Source organism: Comamonas koreensis, assembly GCF_014076495.1.
Classification (GTDB): Bacteria; Pseudomonadota; Gammaproteobacteria; order Burkholderiales; family Burkholderiaceae_C; genus Comamonas; species Comamonas squillarum.
Map to the genome: position 1 here is coordinate 539,312 of NZ_CP043575.1, position 22,351 is coordinate 561,662.

Genomic DNA, 22,351 nt, shown 5'->3' on the forward strand with positions numbered 1-22,351 from the left:
AGCTGCTGCTGTCGCCGCCCAAGCGCCAGCGCCATGCCACTTGCCGGCCCGATGCCAGGCAGGTGCACAACGAGGAAGCGATGATGGATACAGGCCCCCAAGACAAGCCCCAGTGGATGCGCTGGGCACTGGCCGTTTTGCTGCTCTGCTGCCTGGTGGGCCTGGCGCCCGCCAAGGCGGCATCTGACCGCTTGCGCATCGGTATACCGCTGGAGCCCGCGTCGTTCGACATCACCAGCACGTCAGCGGCCACCGCCAGCGAGATCACCTACGCCAATGTGTTCGAGGGCCTGACCATCATCGACGGGCAAGGCCAGATCAAGCCGCGTCTGGCGCAGAGCTGGACCGTGAGCCAGGACGGCAAGCAGGTCGATATGGTGCTGCGCCGCCAAGTGCGCTACCACGATGGCAAGCCCTTCAATGCCGCCACGGCCGCCTTCAGCCTGCAGCGCCTGCTGCAGATGAAGAACACCAATGCCTACCTCGAATGGTTCGACAAGCTCGTCTCCGTCGAGGCCGTGGACGAGTACCTGCTGCGCATCCGCCTGAGCGAGCCCGACGCACTGCTCAGCTATGCGCTGGCCATGCCCGGCGCGGTGATGGTGCACCCCGACAGCGCCGCGAGCAATGCCGGCACGCCGGTGGGCACCGGCCCCTACCAGGTCGAAAAATGGACCAAGGGCAAATCGATCACCTTGCTGCGCAACGAGCAGTGGTGGGACAGCAAGAAGCCCGCCATCCGCATGGCCGATTTCCTCTTCATGTCGAGCGCAGCCGAGACCGAGAACATGCTGGCCGAAGGACGCATCGATGCGCTCAGCTCGGTCACGCGGCTGACGGCCTCGTTCATGGCGCGCACCGACTATGTGATGGGCCAGCGCGGGGTGGAAGGCAAGCTGCTGATCGCGATGAACAATGCGCGCGCGCCGCTGAACGATATCCGCGTGCGGCGGGCCATCAACCATGCCCTCGACCGCAGCCGCTACCAGAATATCTATGGCGGCTCCATCGAGGTGCTGCCCATTGGCAGCCACTTCTCGCCCCACCACCGGGCCTATGTCGATCTGGTGCAGCGCTACCCCTACGACCCGGCCCAGGCCAAGGCCCTGCTCGCCCAGGCCCAGGTGGCCCCGGGCACCAGCCTGCGCCTGGCCGTGCCGCCCACCGACTACGGGCGCTACGGCAGCCTGATCGTGGCCGCGCAGCTCGAAGCCATCGGCCTGCAGGTCGAGATCATCCGCATGGACTGGCCCACCTGGCTGGACCAGGTGATGAAGCGCAAGGACTATGACCTGAGCCTGATCATGCATGTGGAGCCAATGGACATCGGCATCTATGCGCGCGATGACTACTACTTCCAGTACAACAACCGTGTGTTCAAGAAGATCTGGGAAAAGCTGCGCGCATCCGCATCGCCCCAGGAGCTCGATGACTGGCTGGGCCAGGCGCAAAGGCAGCTGGCCGAAGATGCGGTCAACGCCTTCATCGTCGTGCGGCCCGAGCGCAACTTCATGCGCAAGGGCCTGGTGGGCATGTGGTCCCAATGCCCGATCCCGACCTTTGCGCTCGAAGACCTGCGCTGGCAGAACTGACAGCAATGGCAGCTTCCCCTATGCCAGACAGCCCATCACTACCACCACCAGCGCCTGCCGCGCAGGCCGCACCGGACAAGCGCAGTTTTCCGATGTCGGTGACCTCGCGCATCTTGCTGATGCTGGTGATTCTGGCCGTGGGTATTGCCGTGGTGTTTGCCTTGACCTTGCAGGGCCTGCGCCGCACCAACCAGGCCCTGCAGCAGCTGTCCAGCGTGGAGATGGAGCAGCTCATTGCCAGCACGCGCGTGATGCAGCAAAGCGAGATGATCGGCAGCTATGCGCGCCTGGTCGCCATCACCAACGACATCGGCGAGCGGCGGCTGAACATGGTGGAGCTGACCGACCGCATGGGCTGGCTCGACAAGCTGCTCGGCGAGATGACGCAGACACGGCTCGATGGCGCGATCGACCCGCTGATGCAGTCCAAGCGCAATGCGCTCAACGCCAATGTGCAGCAGCTGAGCCAGGCGATCTTTCAGCCCGCGCAGCATGGCCTCGATGACCGCGCCGTCTTCCACCTGGTGGCCGAGAACCAGATGCTGGCCACCGACATGTCCTTGCTGGCCAGCCGCGCTGCGGCCGACCTGCGGCGCCAGCTCAATGAGCGCAGCGTGCAGCTGTCCCGGGATGTGGCGGCCCAGCAGAGCAATCTGAACTGGCTGGTGGCCGTGCTGATCCTGTGCGTGGCGATGGCGGGCATCTACATGCATGCCTCGGTCTCGCGCCGCCTGGTGGCGCTGCGCCGCGAGGTCAGCAATGACGAGTTTGGCGGCATCTACGCGGTGCCCCAGCAGTGGGGTGACGAGATCGACCAGCTGGGCCGGGCCATTGCGTCGTACAAGAAGCACCTGAGCGACCATGCCCGCTCGGCCCAGAACGCGGTGCGCGCCAAGAACCGCTTTCTGGCCGGCGCCAGCCATGACCTGCGCCAGCCGGTGCAGGCGCTCAACCTGTTTTTGGAGACCTTGCGCGGCTCGGGCCTCAACAGCCAGCAGGCGGTGGTGCTCGAGCACGCGCGCGCTGCGCTGTCGGCCAGCCGCGAGATGCTCGACACCCTGATGGATTACTCGCGCATCGAGGCCGGCGTGCTGGACCCCAAGTTCCAGCCGGTGGCCATTGCCGGCTTCTTGCGCCGGCTGGAGAAGGAGTTCGGCCCACAGGCCGACGCCAAGAACCTGGTCTTCCGCGTGCGCGACAGCGAAGACTGGATCTACACCGACCAGTCGCTGCTCTTTATGCTGCTGCGCAACCTGGTGTCCAACGCGCTGCGCTACACCGACCACGGTGGCGTGCTGCTGGGGGTGCGCAAACGCGGCCTGCAGCGCGTGATCGAGGTCTGGGACACCGGTGTGGGCATCGATGACGAGCACCACGACCTGATCTTCCAGAAGTTCCGCCAGGTGGCCGAAGACCAGCACATGGGCACCAAGGGCTTGGGGCTGGGTCTGGCGATCGTGCGCGAGCTGGCCGATATCCTGAACGTGAAGGTCGCGCTGTCATCGATCCCAGGGCGCGGCAGCGTCTTCCGCGTCAGCCTGATGGCAGAGGCCGTGCCCGCCGGCGGCTATGGGCTGGTCGCCGGCCTGTGGGAGCAGCCCGACGATGGCGACTACTCGTCGCTGCATGGCCTCAAGGTGCTGGTGGTCGATGACGAGCCGCTGGTGCGCGTGGGTCTGGCCAGCATGCTCGAGCAATGGCATTGCCAGGTGATGAGCGCGGCCAATGTGGACCAGGTGCGGCGCCTGATCGGCCATATGCAGGAGAGCAACAGCAAGCCCTTCGATGTGGTGCTGACCGACCTGCGCCTGTCGGCCACCGAAGACGGCAGCATGGTCGTCATGGCCGTGCGCGATGCCACGGCCGAGCATGTGCCCTGGCAGCAGATGCTGCCCCACTACGTGATCCTGACCGGCGACACGGCCCCCAAAAGGCTGCAGATGGCCAACAGCCTGGGGGCGACCTTGATGCACAAGCCCATCGATCCGCGCCAGCTGCACAAGCTGCTGGCCCGGGAGCTGCAGCTGCGCTGCGATATTGAGGAGTTCATGGAAACCCAGCCGCCTGCCGATATCGACGAGGCCATCGACAGGGCATGAAAAAACCCGCCGGGGTGAGCGGCGGGTTTGCTGGCCTGGCTAGGCAGTGCGGAAGGCTTATTCCGACAGCTGGCGCATCGTGGCCTGGTCCAGGCGTCCCGTCACCGACAGGCCCTGGTCTTGCTGGAAGGAGCGCAGCGCGTTCTGCGTGCGCGGGCCGGAGGCGCCATCGGGGGTGCCCACATCGTAGCCCAGCTCGTTGAGGCGCTGCTGCGCTTGCTTCATGCTCAGGCGCACATTGGTCTTGGCGCCGGGTGCCGAGGTCTGGCTGGGCGCTGCGGCGCCATCCACACCCAGACGACCGCCACCGCCCAGGCCCTGGCCCTTGACGGATTGCGCACTGTAGTTGCGCAGCGCCTGCACCATCTGGTTGTAGGCATCGACGAAAGCGGCCGACACGACCTTGCCTTGCGAGGTGTTGGAGTAGCCACCCATGCTGGCACCAGCTGCGCCACCGAACAAGGTACCAAAGCCACCCCAGTCGGTGTTGCTGGCATTGCCGGTCGACGAGGACACCTGCACGCCCGAGCGGTTGTCCACCAGGGTCAGCATGGCCGATGCTTCACGGGTCTTGCTGTTGGCAGCCACGCCTGCGAGCGCGCCGCCGCCACGGCCGCCCAGGATGCCGCCCAGCGCCGCGCCAAAGCCGCCGGCATTGTCTTCGCTGAAGGTCACCTCAGGCGTCAGGCCGTAGTCCGATGCGACCACTTGGCCCTTGCCGAAATTGCTGCCCTTGCGCATTTCGCCGTTGTCCATCATCGCGCGCTCGCGGTTCATCGCGTTCATGCCGGCAGCGCTGCGTTCCACGACCACAAAGCAGTTCGATTGCTGGATCAGCACGCGCAGCAGATTGGCGGTCGGTGGCAGGCGGTATTCGTTGCGCAAGATGGTGTACCAGCCCGCTTGCTGGTTCTCGACCAGGGAGACGGTACCCACCGGCGAATCACATTTTTCGAGTTGGCTGTTTTCGCCCTGGCTGCTGCCCCCTGCTGCGCCACCGGTCACCATGTTGTTGGTGCCGCCGCCCAGCTTCATACCGGTGCTTTCGCAGCCTGCCAATGCCAAGACGGCCAGTGCCGCCAATGCTGCCTTTTTCATGTCGCTCTCCCGCAAATCATTCAGTTGTTCATTCAAAGCGAGCCCGGAATTCCTTCCAGGCTCGATTACTTCGATTTCGTATTTTTGCTTTGCGCTGCTGACACGGGAATCACCTGCTTCCAGGAACCTCGGTGGAGCGTTGTCCGCTCTTAAGCGAAGTTGTTAGTAAATGTCACCCAAATCACGACGTGCAGCACATGGCCGGTGCATTATCCACGTAATTTATCAATCAATCCATTCAGGGCATCCAGAGAGCCAAACTGGATTACCAATTCACCCATCTCTTCGAGTTTGCCGGCGCGCTTGACGCGCTTTTTCACGCGCACTTCCACTTCGGCCATCAACAGGTCCGACAGCTCTTCTTCGACGCGCTTCAAATCGCGCGATTTCGCCGGTTTGGCCTTGACCGGGGTTTCGCCCGAGAACTCGGCACTGACCTTTTTGACCAGGCTCTCGGCCTCCCGCACGCTCATTTTTCGCGCATTGATCTGGTTGGCTGCGGTGATCTGCGCGGCGCGGTCCAGCACCAGCAAGGCACGCGCGTGGCCCATGTCCAGATCCCCTGCCATCAGCATGGTTTGCACGGGTTCGGCCAGGTTCAGCAGGCGCAGCAGGTTGGACGCAGCCGATCGCGAGCGGCCCACCGCCTGCGCAGCCTGCTCATGCGTCATCTGGAACTCGCCCACCAGGCGCGAGAGGCCCTGGGCTTCTTCCAGCGGGTTGAGGTCTTCGCGCTGGATGTTCTCGATCAGCGCCATCGCCGCGGCGGACTCGTCCGGCACATCACGCACCAGCACCGGCACCTCGGCCAGACCGGCGATGCGCGCGGCTCGAAAGCGCCGCTCACCGGCGATGATTTCGTACTTGCCGGCGTGGTCGCCCGAGGCCAGCTTGCGCACCAGGATGGGCTGCATGATGCCCTGGGCCTTGATGCTTTCGGCCAGCTCGTACAGCGCGCCCTCGTCCATGCGCGTACGCGGCTGGTAGACGCCGGGGACCATGTCATCGAGCCGCAATTGGTGGGGCAGCTGGCCCTTGTCGTCGCCGGCGGGCGCAGCGTCCTCGACCTTGGGGCCCAGCAGTGCTTCGAGGCCGCGTCCCAGACCCTTGGGTTTCTTGGTAACCATGTCTTAATTCACCTTTGTTGGTTCGGCCATCAGCTCGGCCAGCAGCGCCTGGCCCAGCGGCCAGTCGCCCAGCCCCGATTCGGCATTGATATGGCCGCAGGCGCCCTGGTCCACCCAGCGCGCGCCCCAGTGGCCAGCGAGCCACTGCGCGCGCTCGGCGCTGCAATAGGGGTCGTTTTGGCTGCCCACCAAGATGGCGGGAAAGGGCAGTTTTTGCAGCGCGATCGGCGACCAGCCAGGGATCTGTTCGGCCAGGTCGGCGCGCTCGACATCGCCCGGCGCCACCAGCAGCGCGCCGCGCACCTTGCTGGCCGCCTGGGGCGAATGCGCGGCCCACCAGGCCGTCAGAATGCAGCCCAGGCTGTGGGCGACCAGCACCACGGGCTGCGGCGCATCCAGCACCACATCCTGCAGGCGCGCCGTCCAGTCACCGCGTTTGGGGTGCAGCCAGTCGTGCTGCTGCACGCGCTCATACCCCAGTTGCTGCTCCCACACCGTTTGCCAATGGCCCGGCCCGCTGTTTTGCCACCCCGGCAGCAGCTTGATGGACGAGGATTCAATGCTCATTTTTTAATAGCAAAAAAGCGCCACCGTACTGCGCTGTTTCAAAGAAATGCAAACCCTTATTGTGCCCGAATGCTTGCCATACGCAACGCGGGTGCCTGCAGCGCGCAGGCCACCAAGAAAAAGACCTCCGCATGCCAGGCAGCGGAGGTCGGTCGGGCAGCGGCGGGGCCGGCTGTCACTTCATGCGTTTGATGCGCTTGACCATCTCTTTGGCGAACTCGACAAAGGCCTTGCTGCCCTTGGCCGCCGGGTCGAACACGACGCCGGGCAGGCCGTAGCTGGGGGCTTCGGCCAGGCGCACATTGCGGGGAATCACCGTGTCGAACACCTTGTCGCCGAAATGCTCGCGCAGCTGGTCGCTCACCTGCTGCTGCAAGGTGATGCGCGGGTCGAACATGACTCGCAGCAGCCCGATGATCTCCAGATCGCGGTTCAGGTTGGCATGCACCTGCTTGATGGTGTTGACCAGGTCGGTCAGGCCTTCGAGCGCAAAGTACTCGCACTGCATCGGGACGATCACGCCATGGGCCGAGCACAGGCCGTTCAAGGTGAGCATGGACAGGCTGGGCGGGCAGTCGATGAGCACAAAGTCAAAGTCGGCGTCGCTCGCCTCCAGCGCGGCCTTGAGGCGCTTTTCACGGCGCTCGAGCTCGACCAGCTCGACTTCGGCGCCAGACAGTTCGCGGTTGGCGCCCAGCACCCAGTAGCCGCAGCGCTCGGAATGGACAGCGGCCTCCTTGATGGTGCTCGATTCGAGCAGCACGTCATAGACCGAGGTCTCCAGCGCGCGCTTGTCGATGCCCGAGCCCATGGTGGCATTGCCTTGCGGATCCAGGTCAACCAGCAGCACACGCTGCTTGATCTTGGCCAGACCGGCCGCCAGGTTGACTGCGGTGGTGGTCTTGCCGACGCCGCCTTTTTGGTTGGCGATACAGAAAATTTTTGCCATGAGAACTCGCTTGTCCACTAACTTATTTGGTAAGGGCCAGCTTAAGGCCAAAACCAATCAAAAACACACCCGCCGTTTTCTCCAGCCATTTAACCAGCGCCGGATTGGCGCGCAGGCGCTCAGCCAGCATCCTGGTGAGCAGCACCACGACCGTGCAATAGGCCAGGCTGATCACCGCCACGGTCGCTGCCATCACCGCAAAAGTGGGCAAGCCCCGGTGGGTGGCCGGATCAACAAACAGCGGGAAAAACGCCATGTAGAACACGATGGCCTTGGGATTCATCATGGTGATGAGAAAGCCTTGCCTGAAATAATGCCGGGGCGCAATCTTGATGACCGGCTGGTCACCTGGTCGGGCCGTTATCAGCTTGTAGCCAATCCAGGCCAGGTAGGCAGCGCCCAGCCATTGCACCGCTTGAAAGGCGGCCGGGTATGCGCTCATCACGGCCGCCACGCCGGCAACGGCCAGCCACATCAGCAACTGGTCAGCGGCCATGCAGCCCGCGCATACGGCCAGACCGGCCTGGATGCCGCCCTTGCCCGTGGAGGTGATCAGCGCCAGGTTGCCGGGCCCGGGAATCATCAAGAACAGGAGCACGGCGAAGACAAATGCACCATAGTCAGAAATGCCAAACATGTGCCGCCTCTGCGATGGAAACTTTGAGTGTAAACGACGGCCCTGCTTGCAAGCCAGCAAAAGCGCGTTGTTACCGGCGCAAGCGTCAGCAAAAAGCCCCGAAAAATCGGGGCTGGTAGATGGTGCAGGTGGCGCGGCCTGCGATCCGCAACGCGGGGCTATGCCGCCTGCTGCCGCATCCAGACAATGCAGCGCTCGGCATCGAGCCCGGGCACCTGCAGCGGCTCGATGTTCAGCACCTGTACCGACGCGGGCAACAGCGCCAGCTCATCGTCAGGGCGCTTGGCCTTCATCGCCAGCCAGATGCCATCGGCCTTCAAGGTCTGGGCCGACCAGGCGGTGAAATCCTGCAAGGCGGCAAAGGCACGGCAGCTGACCACGTCGTACTGCTGGCTCAGCTGCTCGACGCGCGACTGGATGCCATGCAGGTTGCGCAGGCGCAGCGCGGCAGCCGCTTGCTGGATAAAGGCCACCTTCTTGCCCACGGTATCCACGCAGCTCACATCCAGCTGCGGCAGGCAGATGGCGAACACCACAGCGGGCAGACCGCCACCCGAGCCGACATCGAGCAGCTTGGGGGCTGGCAGGCCGGCTCCCCCCAGATGGCGCACCAGCGGCGGCACCGCCGCCAGGCTGTCGAGCAAATGGTGGGTCAGCATCTCCTGCGGGTCACGCACCGAGGTCAGGTTGTAGACCTTGTTCCACTTCTGCAGCAGATCCAGAAAAGCCATCAACTGGGCAATTTGCTCATCGCTCAGCGACAGGCCCAGTTGTTGTACGCCGTCACGCAGTGGGATTTCCAATGGTGCGCTCATGCAGTCGTTACCTCTTGTGCAGTGCTGAAGCCTTTGAAGCCACCTTTTTTCAGGTGGACCATCAGCAAGGAAATGGCAGCGGGCGTGACACCGGAAATACGCGATGCCTGGCCCAGGGTTTCGGGGCGGTGGGTCTGCAGTTTCTGGCGCACCTCAAACGACAGCGCAGTCACCTGCATATAGTCCAGCTCGGCGGGCAGGCGCAGTTTCTCGTAATGGGCTGCGCGCTCCACTTCGTCCTTTTGGCGGTCAATATAGCCCGAGTACTTGGCACCGATCTCCACCTGCTCGACCACGGACTCGCTCAGTGCACCCAGTGTTTCACGTGAAACGTCGCTGGTCTGGTAGGCGCCTTCGTTCATGCTCATCAAGGTGGTGTAGTCCACACCAGGGCGGCGCAGCAGATCGAACAGGTTGTACTCCCGCTCCATGGCCTTGCCCAACACACGTTCGGCTTCTTGCGCAGCGACGATGCGTGGGTTCACCCAGGTAGCCTTGAGGCGTTCTGTTTCACGTGAAACAGCATCGCGCTTGCGGCTGAAGGCATCCCAGCGCGCATCGTCGACCAGGCCCATCTTGCGCCCCTCTTCGGTCAGGCGCATGTCGGCATTGTCTTCCCGCAGCTGCAGGCGGAACTCTGCCCGGCTGGTGAACATGCGGTAGGGCTCGGTCACCCCCTTGGTGATCAGGTCGTCGACCAGCACGCCCAGGTAGGCTTCATCACGGCGCGGCGTCCAGGGGCCTTCGCCCCGGCATTGCAGTGCGGCGTTCAGGCCGGCAAACAGGCCTTGGGCTGCCGCTTCTTCGTAGCCGGTCGTGCCATTGATCTGGCCGGCAAAGAACAGGCCCTGGATCTGCTTGGTCTCAAAGCTGTTCTTCAAGGAGCGTGGGTCGAAGTAGTCATACTCGATCGCATAGCCCGGGCGCAGGATGTGGGCGTTCTCCAGGCCCTTCATGCTGCGCACCAGTTCGTACTGCACGTCGAACGGCAGGCTGGTCGAGATGCCGTTGGGGTAGTACTCGTGGGTGGTCAGGCCTTCGGGCTCCAGAAAGATCTGGTGGCTTTCCTTGTCGGCAAAGCGGTTGATCTTGTCTTCCACACTCGGGCAGTAACGCGGCCCTACCCCTTCGATCTTGCCGGTGAACATCGGGCTGCGGTCAAAGCCGCTGCGGATGATCTCGTGCGTGCGCGCATTGGTGTGGGTGATGTAGCAAGGCATCTGCGCCGGGTGCATCTCTGCATTGCCCATGAAGCTGAACACCGGCAGCTGGCCTTCGTTGACGCCGCCGGGCATGCCGTCGCCCGGCTGGGTTTCGCACTGGCTGAAGTCGATCGAGCGGCCATCGATGCGCGGCGGCGTGCCGGTCTTCAGGCGCCCCTGGGGCAGCTTCAATTCCTTCAGGCGCGCCGACAGGCTGACCGCTGGCGGATCACCGGCGCGGCCTGCGGCATAGTGGTTCAGGCCCACATGGATCTTGCCGTCCAGGAAAGTCCCGGCCGTCAGCACCACGGTGCGGCTGCGAAAACGGATACCCACCTGGGTGACGGCGCCCACCACGCGGTCGCCCTCGACCATCAGGTCATCGACCGCTTGCTGGAACAACCAGAGGTTGGGCTGGTTCTCCAAGGTCTCGCGGATCGCTGCCTTGTACAGGATACGGTCGGCCTGCGCACGGGTGGCACGCACGGCCGGGCCCTTGGAGCTGTTTAGAATGCGGAACTGGATGCCACCCTTGTCGGTGGCCAGCGCCATGGCGCCGCCCAGCGCATCCACTTCCTTGACGAGATGGCCTTTGCCAATGCCGCCAATGCTGGGGTTGCAGCTCATCTGGCCCAGGGTTTCGATGTTGTGGGTCAGCAGCAGCGTCTTGCTGCCCATGCGGGCAGCGGCCAGCGCCGCCTCGGTGCCGGCATGGCCGCCACCCACAACGATGACATCAAATTCTTGCGGATAGGTATAGGGGGTTTGGCTCATACGGCCTCGTTCCAGGGCTCGCAAGGCAGCAGCCTTGCATGCAGTCATGCCCTTCTGCAGCCCTTTGACAGAATGGCGAATAGTCGGTTTTGCCCGCTATTTTAATGACTTGGGGGTTTACACGCGGTCAGCCGTGTTATTGCGCCGCAGCCACCTGGCTGCAAAGCTTTGTCAAAAGCGATAGCATGGTTTGGCTTTCACCTTTCACTGGAGATTTGTCGATGAAGCTGTATTTCTCTCCCGGCGCCTGTTCGCTGTCGCCCCATATCGCCCTGCTGGAAGCCGGTCTGCCCTTCACCCTGGAGATGGCCAGCACCAAGACCCACCAGCTCAAGGACGGCACCGACTTCTACACGATCAACCCGCTGGGCTATGTGCCGGTGCTGGAGCTGGACAATGGCCAGCGCCTGCGTGAAGGCCCCGCCATCGTGCAGTACATTGCCGACCAGGCGCCCGCCTCCAAACTGGCACCCGCGAACGGCACCTTCGAGCGCTACCAGTTGCAAGAGTGGCTGGGCTTTATCGGCACCGAGATCCACAAGGGCTTCTCCCCGCTGTTCAACCCCAATATGCCCGACCCTGTCAAGGACCTGGCCCGTGGACAAGTGCTCAAGCGCCTGACCTGGGTGGATGCGCAGCTGGCCGGCAAGGAATTCCTGATGGGCGCGGACTTCAGCGTGGCCGATGCCTACCTGTTCACCGTCTGCGGCTGGAGCAAGTTTGTCGGTGTCGACATCAGCGGCCTGGAAAACCTGGCAAGCTTCCTGCAGCGCGTGGGCGCCCGTCCTTCGGTGCAAAAGGCCATCGCGGACGAAAAGCAGTAATGCAGCCTGTCGGTCCATGGATGCTGTTTCACGTGAAACACATCCGGACCGAAGCAGTTCTGATGGCTTGTTCCAGGCGAAAGCCCCTGCTCTTGACCTTCACACCGTGTCAGCTTTCAAGATCAAGCCATCAACTACAGGAAAAGGAAACTCTGATGCAAAACACCTTCCAAGTCCAAGGCATGACCTGCGGCCACTGCGAGCGTGCCGTCACCCAGGCTGTGCAGCAGCTCGACGCCCAGGCCAAGGTAGCCATCGACCGCGCCCAAGGCAAGGTGGTGGTCGAGTCCAGCCAGCCCGCTGACAAGATCGCAGCGGCCATTGCGGCCGAAGGCTACCAGGTCCAGTAAACATGGTCAGCCCGTCACGCAAGCCTGCCACTGAGCGGTCCATCGCCTGGCCGGTGTCCATCAGCCAGGCAGCCCAGCTGGCGGGTATTTCTGCGCGCATGGCGCGCCACTACGAATCGCTGAACCTGCTGCCCCATGTGCACCGCACCGACAGCGGCTACCGGCTGTATACCCAGTCCGATGTGCATACCCTCTCCTTCATCCGCCGCTGCCGCGATCTGGGCTTCTCGATGGAGGAGATCGAGAACCTGCTCAACCTCTGGCACGACAAGCAGCGCGCCAGCAGCTCGGTCAAGGAGATTGCGCAAAAGCATATCGGCGCCTTGCGCGAGCGCATTGCCGCGATGAAGGCGATGGAGCGCTCGCTGCAGGCGCTGGTGCACAGCTGCCACGGCGACCAGCGCCCGGACTGCCCTATTCTCGACAGCCTGTCCGACCCGCATGCCGACCCTGACGCAGCCAGCTGCTGCAAGCACTAAAGCCCTGTCCAAGCATTGCACAGGCATAAAAAACGCGCTCCTGGGAGCGCGTTATCGTTTCTGCGGTTGGCCCAGATCAGAAAGGGCTGGAATCCGGATCCTGGTCCACCGGTGCCGATTTGGGCCCGGTCTGCATGCCGCCAGGCTTGCCAGACGCCTGGAATGGCTTGGCAGCGCCTACCCCCTGGCTCATCGGCTTGGCGGGCGCTGCAGCCCCTTCCCGGGCCGCTGCGGCGGGTTTGTCGCCCCGGTCGGGCAGCTGGCCCAGCTCGGTGCGGCCTTCGCCGCCCAGTGCCTGGATCAGGTCGGGAATCAGCTGGCTGAACTCCCCGGTGGCAATGGCCACATCGGCGTCAAAACCGCCATCCTCACTGGCGCCTTCCATCACCACATCAAGCAAGGCCACCTTCTTGAGCTGCAGGCCCTCGGTCAGCACAAAGCTGACCCGGTCATCCCAGGTCAGCGCCAGCTTGGTGGGCAGCTTGCCCTGGTCGATATGCTCGCGGATCTCGTCGATGCCCAGCGGGTGGCGGGCATAGCGCACGACCGCCTTGGATTCATCGGCACTCTTGAGCTCGCACTCCTGGTCGATGCTGAAGCCCGCCGGCGCGTCGTAGCTGTGCAGCCAGGCGGACATCGCCCCCTGGGGGCTGTTCTGGGTGTCGATCAGCGCCACCGAAAAACCGGGCGAGGCCTCCACCAGCATGGTGATCACTTCGTCGGCACGGCCCTGGCTGCTCGTGTCCAGCACCAGGAGGCGCGCCTGCGGATCGATCCAGATCCACAGCCCGCCCTGCTTGGTAAAGGCCATCGGCAGCAGATCGAGCTTGCACTCGTCCTTGAGCTCCTGCTTTTCCTTCTTGCCGGGCTTGCGGCCTTCCTGGGCTTCGATATGGGCGAGCTTTTCATCAACTTTGCGGTTGAGCACGCTGGCGGGCAGCATCTTGCTCTCGCTCATCAGCCGCAAGATCCACTGGCCCCCTACCGACTCGACCATCGCGCCGTGCTCCTCGCCGCGCGGAGGCACCCAACCGGTGGATTTTTCCTGGGTAGCGCCGCACTGCTCAAACTGCTGCTTGGCCAAGGCCGTATCCAGCGCGACCAAATCCGGCTGCCAGGTTTCGGAGATGCGGTAAAAAATCATGTTCTTGAACATGCCATTCCTTTGTTCTGGGGGGCTGCAGTCTTGCGCAGCAGCCCTTTAAAAAACACAAGCGGCCCTGGTGTGCCGCACTGATCTGCTGTCCATTGTGCCGCGAATCGGGCCCGCCCCAGCCCGATGCGCCAGGCAAAAAACCGGGTTTGGGATGGGTGGGCGCTGGTAGCAGCAGCGCTTGCCTCCCCCAAAGCCACACAACCAAAATTGCTAATTCTTTACACAGCCATACCGGCCAGTGACAGCGCTATTACATGGCAGGCGGACACTGCAGACATCGCATAAGACATCACAACCCGGAAAGGAACCACTATGTCTCTCTTACAACGCAGCGCCATCGTGACCGCCATGCTAGCCAGCCTGTCGGTTTCCAGCTTCGCCCAAACCCCGGCAGCCCCCGCAGTAGCCCCCACCACACAAAGCGCCCCCGCCCCTGCCAAAAAGGCCCATGGCCCCGAAGCACGCGAGGCACACATGGCCAAACGCATGCAGGCACTCAAGGCCTCGCTCAAGCTCAATGCCAGCCAGGAAGCCGCCTGGACCAGCTATATGACGGCCGTCAAGCCCCAGCGCCCGGCCCCCGGTGACCGCCCTGAGCGTCCAGACTTTGCCAAGATGACCACGCCAGAGCGTATTGACGCGATGCAGGCCATGCATGCCAAGCACCAGGCTGCGATGGACCAGCGCAACCAGGCGACCAAGGCTTTCTATGCCACCTTGACGCCTGAGCAGCAAAAGACTTTTGATGCGGAAACCTTGAAGATGCATGAGCGCCGCGGACGCGGCCCGGACGGAAAGGGCCCGCATGGCCAGCGCCATCAAGGCCCCAATCCGAAACAGACTGTTCCACCTATGGACAGTAAATAGGGCAACCGCCCGCCTCCTGGCATCTGTCTCCCTCTCCAACCCCTCCTGCGCAGCCCTGACCAGCTGCGCTTTTTTGTGCCTGTGTATATGCCCGTGACAGCGTCAGCGGTTGCATACAGACAACATCCTGCTTTTGCTGACAAAAGCTGCTGTGGTCCAGGTGTAACATTATTTAATGCAATACCGCCCTCTCCTCTCCGCTATCGGCTTGTGCGCGCTGACTGTCTGGAGTGCCTCTGCCCAAGCGCAGTTTGCCGACAAGCGCAACAGCCCCACCCTGTACCTGCAAGCAGGGGTTGCCGAACGTGACGCGCGTGCGCTCACCATTGGCTCGACCATCCCAATGGATTGGAAGACCTATTGGTGGGGCCATGCGGTCACCGCCCATTGGGACATGAGCCTGTCCGCCTGGAACTCCGACCGCATGGAGCAAGAAGGCAGCCGCACCATTGCTGTGGTTGGCCTCGTGCCCACGATGCGCTTTCACAGTAAGAGCCAGTACCCCTGGTTTGTTGAAGCGGGCCTCGGCGGTTATGTCTCCAGCAAGCTCTATGAAAGCCGCGACAAGCGCTTCTCGACCGCTTTCAATTTCGGCACCCACATCGGCGTGGGCTACTTTACCGGCATGCGCCGCGAGAATGAATGGTCGGTGCGTCTGGAGCATCTGTCCAACGCCTCGATCAAGCGTCCCAACCCTGGCGAGAACTTTGTGCAGCTGCGCTACGCGCGCCACTTCTGATCGCCCCATAACCCCCCCTCTTCCCCTTCATACCGCCATCTGGCGGTATTTTTTTGCCTGTCTGAGGGGTTATGGGCTGGAAACGCCGTTCGGGGCCTCTACGCAGCCATAGCGGCGCTTGAGAGGCTGGCGGTGTCGAATGGGCTACAGGTCAAACGGGCTGTGGCAAGAAGCCATACCGATGACTGTATAAAAATACAGTTATCGCAGATGAGGGTCCAGCTCCTTGATCCATTGCACGACCACCACCTGCCAAAAGATACCAAGGCTATAGAACACTCTCACGGCCATTCACGGCCGGCAGAGACGGTGTAAGCCATCCTTGGCCCCAACCACTCCCAACCCCGCTTGACCCCTCTACCCAGCGCCAATCAACGCCTGGGCAGGCTCCAGCGGCCTGGTGGACGGATCTGCAGGGCCTGCGGGGCGATCCGCTGCGATGCGTTCCCTGCTGCGCAACGACACCTAGGCGGCAGCCGCACCAATCAATGCCGCCTTCTCATCCCGCCATATGCCGCGCAAAGCGGCATCCGCACTCGCCACGCATATCCAAAAGTATAGCTAACACCTATGCTGGGCTGTGCATTTGCGCACAGCGCCCCTCTCTGTGTGATCGAACTCTGGGTCAGTACGACAGTGCTGCGACCAAGCACCCCAAGTTATAGGATGCCCTCGTCCATAGGGGAGAGGGATGCTGAGGTGATGTGCTGCGTATTTTGAGAACTGCTCTGCCCCGCTCACTTCTGCCGAAGAGGCTTGACTTTTCACAGTCTGAAAATTTTCAAGATATGAAACTTTGCCGAGCTTGCCTTTGGTTTTTCTTTTATTTTCTTTAAAAGAATAGTAGATAGTAGTAGAAGGGCCCCACCTTCTGTGGATAAGTCCATTAAGCCCAATGCTGTCAACCGCTTGAAATTTTTCCAACCATGTTGATGGTACCCCTTCATCCTTGTAACTGCGAAGTGGATAAGTCCGGCATCTGGGATATTTCTGTGGATAAGCTGATACGACCATGCGCATTATCCACAGCCATTCTTCAATCTCAAATTCTCACCAAGTGATTGATAATTAATAACTTATCCACAATCACTCAGTGATCAGCACAAAATGGTAGCACCCGCTGGACTGCTGTGCGCAGGAAACTCTGGGCCGCAAATATTGTCCACAATACCTAGGCGGCGATCGGCCACTTTGGATGCCGGAGAGTTTGGCCCATTAAATTGTGGATAAGTTTTTTATCGTTACAAAACAAATATCTACTGCACTATTGGTCTGTGGACACCGGACGCTATTTCCGGTGCATGGTAGTGGAGCAAGTTCGCGGTCGGGCTTCTATCTGTGGATAACTAGGGGATTGTTAGGGGCTTGTACCGATTGTTATACACAGCTCTTTTGGGGCTCCTCCCATCGGTTCCGGAGGTGGCCGCTGAGGGTCCACCGTCTTTCCAAAAAGATACCCAATAAAAACAACAACTTACTGGCTAGCAACGGCCGCTTAGGGATACAAAGCCATCTGCCTGGGGCTGACTTTTGGGCAAAGAGACGTTCGCCAGGCCTCCAAAAACTGCATGTGCAAAACAGCGGACCAGCGCCATTCGCATAGGCAGTGGTGCGCCTCACACCCGCGATGAAGGCCGCTGCCCGCGATGCGCCACATCTGTGGACATCTCGCGCCTGATGGGATCGTGGCGTCGCGCCGGGACGGCAGTCCGGCGCCGACGGTTGGCGGAGCTCGCCGCTGGGGAGGATCGGCGCATTCCGGTATTTGCCCGCACCGGTCTTTTCTTCGTTTCTGCTGTGCCAGGCGATCAAGCGATGCAGTCAACAGCCATCGCCAGGCCCAACAAGCGCGCGGGTGGTCGTCGCGCCCTCAGCGCAACGAGGGGCGTCGCTGATTCGGGCGCTTTCGACGCAGTGTTTTGGTATTCACCGGCTATTGCGCACGTGTTTGGCATCGAACAAGCACGTTCGACCGGGACCTTCTGACGCAAGCGCAGATCGAGGGATGGCGCTAGGCTGATTTCTGCCAGCCCCCAGCGGCTGGCGCAGAGGGCGATGACGGTGATTGACGGCATCTCAGACCGGAGTGCGCTGGATCCTGGGCCCCTAACGACAAAGCCCAAATTTCAATTTGAATAATTCAAATAAACTGAAATCAAAAGCGATTCAATTCAAATCAATGACAGCACTACAAGGCGAGCATATACGAACGAATGCCTAATTTTTATGCAAAACTGCCGAAAAGGGAGCTTGCTTTTTCAACAAGTTATCCTTATCGTGCTTGTGCATAATATCTCACATCGTGGGATATTTCACCATATGAGAGTCTGGTGGTGGGGGTTATGCACATAGGCATGGCAGGAGCCTCCCTCTACGATGGCGCAAATTTGTGGATAAGTAAAGGACTTATGCGATAAAAACGACAAGCACTTTTCCCCGGATGACTTATCCACATGTTGACATGTGAAGGTGGCTGTAGCATGGATTGTGGATAAATTGATCCATAGAATTTCGAGTTACCCACAGGGTTCTGTAAATTTCCTGTTTAAAGCGAGTCACTTGTATTCTTATGCACAGTGCTTACGAAATAACTTTCCATCGTATAAATGCTTAATAAATAGACGATAAAGATCAAAAAATGTGGAAAAGTATGTGTATAGATTGCATGCCATGCTCAAGTCCTACGGCTCAGCAATGCGGATATTTAAGTGAAAATTGCGGGCAGTTATGCGACATATGTGCGGCATATAGCTATTTTTATTTGCTGAAGCCACTCCAAACATAGCTTCTCTCAAGTCACATCTATCTGTGGATATCTTCCCAGTCAGAAAATTTGACAGAGAAATTTTTAAAATGTGCATAAGCTGTGTGCAAATCAATAGACTGAGCGCATGAAGATATCCACTGGTTTTTCGGCGTCTGAACGCCTGGTCTGAACAGTGCATTCAGTGGATTTGAACGACCGTGATTCGGCGTTGCTGCGTTCGTGCCCCAAGCTTTTTCGAGCTCTGCGGATGGAGGGCAGCATTGAGGGCCGTTGGAGGAGGGCACAGCGCCAGAGCAGGCGCGCTCGCGCTGTCCTGTGTCCGCCTCTGTCTGCCGGTAGCTGCCTTGTGTTCTGCCATGGGCGCTGTACGCCGGCAGACATGCGCGCTGCAGCGTTATTCAGGTCCCTGCCAAGGCGGCCGGCGCTTGGCGCCTAGGGGCTGGGTGCGGATTGCCGAGTGCCGAGCGCGTGGGCCGGCGTAGGCGCAGCCAGTCTGGTGTTGGCGAAGTTTTTTTGCTTGGGTGGTGTTGCGAGCGCTTGCGCTGCACCGACCGACTGCGCGGCGCCCGAGCTGCAAACCACGCAACTGGTGGGTGCCAGGGCCGCGAAAACAGCAAGCCTTAGACGCAAAAAAGCACCGCCAGGCGGTGCTTTGCTCAGAAGGGTGGGCGGTGCTGGCCCGGTTCAGCCCTTAGAGCCGCTAACACCACCTCGTCTTGAGCCCTGCACGAAGCATTTATGCTTCGTGCCTTCATGGCAAGACAACCTGTTAGTAAAGAGTTGTGGCAACAGCTACAACCTCTGATTCCCCAATTCACCCCTTCTTCCAAGGGCGGTGCGCGCAAATTGGGCGTGAGCAACGAAGCTGCTCTCAATGGCATCCTGTACGTGCTTCAAACCGGCATCCCTTGGGAAGATTTACCTCAAGCTTTGGGCTACGGCAGTGGTATGACATGCTGGCGACGCTTGCGTGACTGGAGTGCAGCAGGCATTTGGGAACAACTACACCATGCAATGCTGGTGCGCCTTCGTGAGCATGACCAAATTGATTGGAGCCGAGCCAGCATTGATGGCTCATCGGTGCCAAGCCCCCGGGGGGTCAGGAAACGGGTCCCAATCCCACTGACAGAGGCAAATTAGGCTCCAAACGTCACATCATTGTGGATGCTCGTGGCATTCCATTGGTGGTGCTTGTCAGTGGAGCCAACAGGCACGATTCGATGCTGTTTGAGCCATGTGTAGATGCCATTCCTGCAATCAAAGGACTGCAAGGCCGCCCTCGCAGGCGGCCCTACAAACTTCATGCGGATAAAGGGTACGACTACCCACGCTGCAGGCGGCATCTCAAAAAGCGTGGAATCGTCAGTCGCATTGCCAGGCGAGGCATTGAAAGCAGTGAACGATTAGGCAAGCACCGCTGGGTCGTGGAGCGAACTCATGGCTGGTTTGCTGGCTTTGGAAAACTGCGCATCCGATTCGAGCGGCGCTTGGATATACACATGGCTTTACTAAAGCTGGCTGCTGCAATCATCTGTGCACGCTTCGTGGATAGGTGGTGTTAGCCGCTCTAAGACATTGGCACATGTGGGTACTGAAATGAGCCTGCATGTGCTGGCCTACAACTTCAAACGTGTGATGCGCATCTTCGGTGCGCAAAACATGATGCAAGCGATGCGATCTGTGCCGGCGTAAGCCTTTACGGCTTAATTTTTACTTGCAGAGCGGCATAGATTGGCACCCAGATAGCTTGAGTGCCGCCATGTTCCAAAAAATAGGCTAAGCCATTCAAAGACCGGCTGTGCCGTGGAGTGCCGATCGCTGACTCGGCAAAAATGCGTTTCCACACAGCCTCGGCCGGGAGTTGACTGTCCAAGTTTCGGAGCTGGTAAAAACGCCAATATTGTGAAAGCCTCATTAATTGCGGTGCTCAATGCAGCATTGAGGTTTAGTCAAACTGCGAACTAAGCCCTCGTTTACACCCTTCATCTAGCAGTGAAGGGTAGTTATCCAAGGTCTGCTGCTAGTCATAAACGCCAAAAATCCCGCAAGTGCGGGGTAATCCCCCCTTAAACCATTGCTCTGAGAAGTAGAGCTATGCGGCCATGGCAAGCCGCTGTTTGGGGGGTGATGCCGCCCAATGCCATATTTGGGCGTTCATGGTTGTACCGCCACATCCATTGCGTGGCGTAATCTCGAACTTCATCAAGATTGCGCCAATGGTACTGCGACAGCCATTCATAGCGAACGGTCCTGTTGAAGCGCTCCACATAGGCATTTTGCTGAGGCTTGCCTGGCTGGATGTATTCCAAACGGATACCTTTGGCGCTCGCCCAGTTTTGCAGGGTTGCGCTGACGTATTCGGGCCCGTTGTCACAGCGAATCACTTGCGGCTTGCCACGCCACTGCATGATTTGCTCCAAGACCCGAATCACACGCTGCGCGGGCAATGAGAAGTCCACCTCAATACCCAGTGCTTCACGGTTGAAGTCATCAATGACGTTGAGCAGCCGGATACTGCGGCCATCTTCAAGCTGGTCATGCATAAAGTCCATTGACCAAACAACATCTGGGTTTGCTGGCACTGTCAGTGGCTCAGGTTTGGCACGCTCCAAGCGCTTGCGTGGCCGAATGCGCAAATTGAGCTCCAACTCCCGGTAAATCCGGTAAACCCGCTTGTGGTTCCATTTGAAGCCTCTGACGTTGCGCAAATACAGGAAGCACAAACCAAAGCCCCAATTGCGGTTGTTATCCGTCAGGCGCAGCAGCCACTGCGCAATCTCATCGTCCTCGATACAGCGCTGTGCCTTGTACCTGTAGCAGGCCTGACTAATTTGGAACGCTTGGCAAGCCAAGCGAATGCTCATCCCTCGGCGTATCACTGCAAGTTCTGCCATCTCGCGTCTGCGAGATGGCTTCACCACTTTTTTGCAAGCGCCTCCGCCACCACCTCTGCCTTGAGCTTTTCTTCGATGTACATCTTGCGCAGCCGGCGGTTCTCTTCTTCGAGCTCCTTCATACGAGCCATCAACGAGGCATCCATTCCGCCGAACTTGGCACGCCACTTGTAGAACGTAGCTGCACTGATGCCAAGTTCACGGCACAGCTCGGGCACAGCCAAGCCAGCCTCTGCACGCTTGAGCGCATCGATGATTTGGCTGTCTGTAAAACGTGACTTCTTCATAGTAGAGATTCTCCTTGCGAGGTCTCTACTTCTTAAGACGCTGGTTTTACGGGGGGATTACCGCGGGATTTGTCATTTGCAAGTTATTGAGAAAATTTGCATTCGTTCTGAGAACCTACAGATATTGAGTTAATGCACGGCGTCAGCAGAGTGCATTAGTGTTCTGACCAGGAGAGCCTAGCTGCAGAGGGTAGGGGGGGGGAAGCCCTGAGATTCCGCAATATGAAATGCGACAAGCATGGAAATCGAAAGCCTGTTGCCAATAGTGCTACAAAAAAAATAGCAAGGTTTCAAGGAATACAAAGGTTTCAGGAAGGACTGATGCCTTCTACTGCCAGAGAGGTCGTTATTTGCGCGAAAAAAATGAGCATAGATTAGATGGTACTAATCTTTGCGCAGCGTTTGGACTGAGGTTATTTGCATCATTCTGAGAATCTAGTGTTCATGGACACTTCAATTGCATTGCGTACAATGGTGTTCATGGACACGCAAAAAGACAACGCAAACAACATGAGGCTGCGACAGCTCATTGAAGAAGCTGGCCTGACTCAGTTGGATGCTTTAGCTTTATTCAACAGGAAGTTAAGAGTGAGAAAGCTCGCGGAATCGAGTTGGAAAGCCTACTTTTGCCAGCCCGACAAGACGAGATACAGATGGTTCAATGATGAGTATTTGCAACTAGCTGAAACAGTGTTCAAGAACACTAAAAAAAAGATTGACAGATGATGTACTAGAACACTACATTAGAGTCACGGACTCTTAACTTTAGAAAGGAGGTGCGCCGTGAATGGAACTGAGTTGAGAGATGGCTATGTCGTGCTGGACGATGGGACGTATTTCGTTGCCCTGAACACCAACTACGAGCTGCAAAAAGCACCCGGTTTCCTCTACAAGCGGTGTGCGAGAACTGAGGACACCCCACAAGGTTGGGAATGTGTCGGAGGTTTTGATACGGCTTGGAAGCCAGTCAACGATGGCAAAAATTGGAGAGCTGACGTAGATGCCATCTACGACGAAGAAACGGATAGCGACGTGACCATCGTTGCTAATAACACCACGCGAATGGAAGCAATCGCCCTACTTTGGCAACATCGACACACTGCTTTTTCGCGCCACTGAAAACTCCAA

At 59.7% G+C, this 22,351-nt stretch carries 18 protein-coding genes and 1 pseudogene; 10 read left to right on the forward strand and 9 right to left on the reverse strand.

The window, feature by feature from the left end; translation table 11 throughout:
* Nucleotides 1-83 precede the first annotated feature (83 nt).
* Together F0Q04_RS02515 and F0Q04_RS02520 are read left to right on the forward strand one after the other, a co-directional pair.
* Nucleotides 84-1,592, forward strand: a complete 1,509-nt coding sequence (locus tag F0Q04_RS02515) for an ABC transporter substrate-binding protein (RefSeq protein ID WP_165841151.1) — start codon at nucleotides 84-86, stop codon at nucleotides 1,590-1,592.
* A gap of 5 nt (nucleotides 1,593-1,597) precedes the next feature.
* Nucleotides 1,598-3,691: a hybrid sensor histidine kinase/response regulator gene (locus F0Q04_RS02520; RefSeq protein ID WP_182344307.1), complete on the forward strand. Its 2,094-nt coding sequence runs from the start codon at nucleotides 1,598-1,600 to the stop codon at nucleotides 3,689-3,691.
* A 57-nt stretch (nucleotides 3,692-3,748) separates the two neighbouring features.
* Here F0Q04_RS02520 and F0Q04_RS02525 read toward each other — a convergent pair whose 3' ends face one another.
* The 7 genes from F0Q04_RS02525 to mnmG form a co-directional block, all read right to left on the reverse strand.
* Nucleotides 3,749-4,789, reverse strand: coding sequence for a peptidoglycan-binding protein (locus tag F0Q04_RS02525; RefSeq protein ID WP_182344309.1), 1,041 nt, complete (start codon nucleotides 4,787-4,789; stop codon nucleotides 3,749-3,751).
* Nucleotides 4,790-4,998: 209 nt separating this feature from the next.
* Nucleotides 4,999-5,916: a ParB/RepB/Spo0J family partition protein gene (locus F0Q04_RS02530; protein ID WP_116925336.1), complete on the reverse strand. Its 918-nt coding sequence runs from the start codon at nucleotides 5,914-5,916 to the stop codon at nucleotides 4,999-5,001.
* A gap of 3 nt (nucleotides 5,917-5,919) precedes the next feature.
* Nucleotides 5,920-6,483, reverse strand: coding sequence for an RBBP9/YdeN family alpha/beta hydrolase (locus F0Q04_RS02535; protein WP_420093971.1), 564 nt, complete (start codon nucleotides 6,481-6,483; stop codon nucleotides 5,920-5,922).
* 175 nt (nucleotides 6,484-6,658) lie between these two features.
* Nucleotides 6,659-7,432 carry a ParA family protein gene (locus tag F0Q04_RS02540; protein WP_021027164.1) on the reverse strand — a complete coding sequence of 258 codons (774 nt, stop codon included), beginning with the start codon at nucleotides 7,430-7,432 and terminating at the stop codon, nucleotides 6,659-6,661.
* 22 nt (nucleotides 7,433-7,454) lie between these two features.
* Nucleotides 7,455-8,069 (reverse strand): LysE family translocator, encoded by a 615-nt coding sequence (locus tag F0Q04_RS02545; protein WP_182344311.1) that lies wholly within the window; start codon nucleotides 8,067-8,069, stop codon nucleotides 7,455-7,457.
* Nucleotides 8,070-8,227: 158 nt separating this feature from the next.
* Nucleotides 8,228-8,884 carry a 16S rRNA (guanine(527)-N(7))-methyltransferase RsmG gene (gene rsmG, locus F0Q04_RS02550; RefSeq protein WP_182344313.1) on the reverse strand — a complete coding sequence of 219 codons (657 nt, stop codon included), beginning with the start codon at nucleotides 8,882-8,884 and terminating at the stop codon, nucleotides 8,228-8,230.
* On the reverse strand, nucleotides 8,881-10,860 hold the full coding sequence (gene mnmG, locus F0Q04_RS02555) for a tRNA uridine-5-carboxymethylaminomethyl(34) synthesis enzyme MnmG (RefSeq protein WP_182344315.1): 1,980 nt from the start codon (nucleotides 10,858-10,860) through the stop codon (nucleotides 8,881-8,883). The genes rsmG and mnmG overlap by 4 nt, the downstream gene beginning before the upstream one ends.
* A 221-nt stretch (nucleotides 10,861-11,081) precedes the next feature.
* Between mnmG and gstA the strand changes: the two genes are divergently transcribed.
* From gstA to cueR, 3 genes are all read left to right on the forward strand, one after another.
* Complete coding sequence (gstA, locus tag F0Q04_RS02560) at nucleotides 11,082-11,684, forward strand: glutathione transferase GstA (protein WP_182344317.1); 603 nt, start codon at nucleotides 11,082-11,084, stop codon at nucleotides 11,682-11,684.
* Nucleotides 11,685-11,839: 155 nt separating this feature from the next.
* Complete coding sequence (locus tag F0Q04_RS02565) at nucleotides 11,840-12,034, forward strand: heavy-metal-associated domain-containing protein (protein ID WP_021027169.1); 195 nt, start codon at nucleotides 11,840-11,842, stop codon at nucleotides 12,032-12,034.
* A gap of 2 nt (nucleotides 12,035-12,036) precedes the next feature.
* The gene (gene cueR, locus F0Q04_RS02570) at nucleotides 12,037-12,513 is read left to right on the forward strand and encodes a Cu(I)-responsive transcriptional regulator (protein ID WP_232539487.1); all 477 of its coding nucleotides are present in this window, start codon (nucleotides 12,037-12,039) and stop codon (nucleotides 12,511-12,513) included.
* Between the two features lie 76 nt (nucleotides 12,514-12,589).
* On the opposite strand, the gene F0Q04_RS02575 is transcribed toward cueR, so the two are convergent.
* Entirely contained in the window at nucleotides 12,590-13,669 is a 1,080-nt protein-coding gene (locus tag F0Q04_RS02575) for a recombination-associated protein RdgC (protein ID WP_182344319.1), read from the reverse strand.
* Nucleotides 13,670-13,981: 312 nt separating this feature from the next.
* On the opposite strand from F0Q04_RS02575, the gene F0Q04_RS02580 reads away from it, so the two are divergent.
* The 3 genes from F0Q04_RS02580 to F0Q04_RS02590 all read left to right on the forward strand — a co-directional run bounded on the left by F0Q04_RS02580 (nucleotide 13,982) and on the right by F0Q04_RS02590 (nucleotide 19,604).
* Nucleotides 13,982-14,536, forward strand: a complete 555-nt coding sequence (locus tag F0Q04_RS02580) for a Spy/CpxP family protein refolding chaperone (RefSeq protein WP_116925343.1) — start codon at nucleotides 13,982-13,984, stop codon at nucleotides 14,534-14,536.
* A gap of 175 nt (nucleotides 14,537-14,711) precedes the next feature.
* Complete coding sequence (locus F0Q04_RS02585; protein ID WP_116925344.1) at nucleotides 14,712-15,275, forward strand: acyloxyacyl hydrolase; 564 nt, start codon at nucleotides 14,712-14,714, stop codon at nucleotides 15,273-15,275.
* A gap of 3,520 nt (nucleotides 15,276-18,795) precedes the next feature.
* Nucleotides 18,796-19,604 (forward strand): IS5 family transposase gene (locus tag F0Q04_RS02590; protein WP_182345530.1). Its coding sequence is split into 2 segments (ribosomal slippage): nucleotides 18,796-19,123 and nucleotides 19,123-19,604, totalling 810 coding nucleotides; the frame shifts between segments, so codons are not numbered across the junction.
* Nucleotides 19,605-20,134: 530 nt separating this feature from the next.
* Here the strand turns inward: F0Q04_RS02590 and F0Q04_RS02595 are convergent.
* Nucleotides 20,135-21,223 (reverse strand): annotated as a pseudogene (locus tag F0Q04_RS02595) (IS3 family transposase).
* Between the two features lie 444 nt (nucleotides 21,224-21,667).
* Between F0Q04_RS02595 and F0Q04_RS02600 the strand changes: the two are divergent.
* Together F0Q04_RS02600 and F0Q04_RS02605 are read left to right on the forward strand one after the other, a co-directional pair.
* The gene (locus F0Q04_RS02600; RefSeq protein ID WP_182344323.1) at nucleotides 21,668-21,949 is read left to right on the forward strand and encodes a hypothetical protein; all 282 of its coding nucleotides are present in this window, start codon (nucleotides 21,668-21,670) and stop codon (nucleotides 21,947-21,949) included.
* Nucleotides 21,950-22,006: 57 nt separating this feature from the next.
* Nucleotides 22,007-22,342, forward strand: coding sequence for a hypothetical protein (locus F0Q04_RS02605; RefSeq protein ID WP_182344325.1), 336 nt, complete (start codon nucleotides 22,007-22,009; stop codon nucleotides 22,340-22,342).
* Nucleotides 22,343-22,351: the final 9 nt, after the last annotated feature.

Coding starts and splice junctions, on each gene's coding strand:
- F0Q04_RS02535 (WP_420093971.1), bottom strand. CDS start 6,483: ATGAGCATTGAATCCTCGTCCATCAAGCTGCTGCCGGGGTGGCAAAAC.
- F0Q04_RS02525 (WP_182344309.1), bottom strand. CDS start 4,789: ATGAAAAAGGCAGCATTGGCGGCACTGGCCGTCTTGGCATTGGCAGGC.
- F0Q04_RS02520 (WP_182344307.1), top strand. CDS start 1,598: ATGGCAGCTTCCCCTATGCCAGACAGCCCATCACTACCACCACCAGCG.
- F0Q04_RS02575 (WP_182344319.1), bottom strand. CDS start 13,669: ATGTTCAAGAACATGATTTTTTACCGCATCTCCGAAACCTGGCAGCCG.
- F0Q04_RS02515 (WP_165841151.1), top strand. CDS start 84: ATGGATACAGGCCCCCAAGACAAGCCCCAGTGGATGCGCTGGGCACTG.
- F0Q04_RS02540 (WP_021027164.1), bottom strand. CDS start 7,432: ATGGCAAAAATTTTCTGTATCGCCAACCAAAAAGGCGGCGTCGGCAAG.
- cueR (WP_232539487.1), top strand. CDS start 12,037: ATGGTCAGCCCGTCACGCAAGCCTGCCACTGAGCGGTCCATCGCCTGG.
- F0Q04_RS02530 (WP_116925336.1), bottom strand. CDS start 5,916: ATGGTTACCAAGAAACCCAAGGGTCTGGGACGCGGCCTCGAAGCACTG.
- mnmG (WP_182344315.1), bottom strand. CDS start 10,860: ATGAGCCAAACCCCCTATACCTATCCGCAAGAATTTGATGTCATCGTT.
- F0Q04_RS02585 (WP_116925344.1), top strand. CDS start 14,712: ATGCAATACCGCCCTCTCCTCTCCGCTATCGGCTTGTGCGCGCTGACT.
- F0Q04_RS02600 (WP_182344323.1), top strand. CDS start 21,668: ATGGACACTTCAATTGCATTGCGTACAATGGTGTTCATGGACACGCAA.
- F0Q04_RS02565 (WP_021027169.1), top strand. CDS start 11,840: ATGCAAAACACCTTCCAAGTCCAAGGCATGACCTGCGGCCACTGCGAG.
- F0Q04_RS02580 (WP_116925343.1), top strand. CDS start 13,982: ATGTCTCTCTTACAACGCAGCGCCATCGTGACCGCCATGCTAGCCAGC.
- F0Q04_RS02545 (WP_182344311.1), bottom strand. CDS start 8,069: ATGTTTGGCATTTCTGACTATGGTGCATTTGTCTTCGCCGTGCTCCTG.
- rsmG (WP_182344313.1), bottom strand. CDS start 8,884: ATGAGCGCACCATTGGAAATCCCACTGCGTGACGGCGTACAACAACTG.
- gstA (WP_182344317.1), top strand. CDS start 11,082: ATGAAGCTGTATTTCTCTCCCGGCGCCTGTTCGCTGTCGCCCCATATC.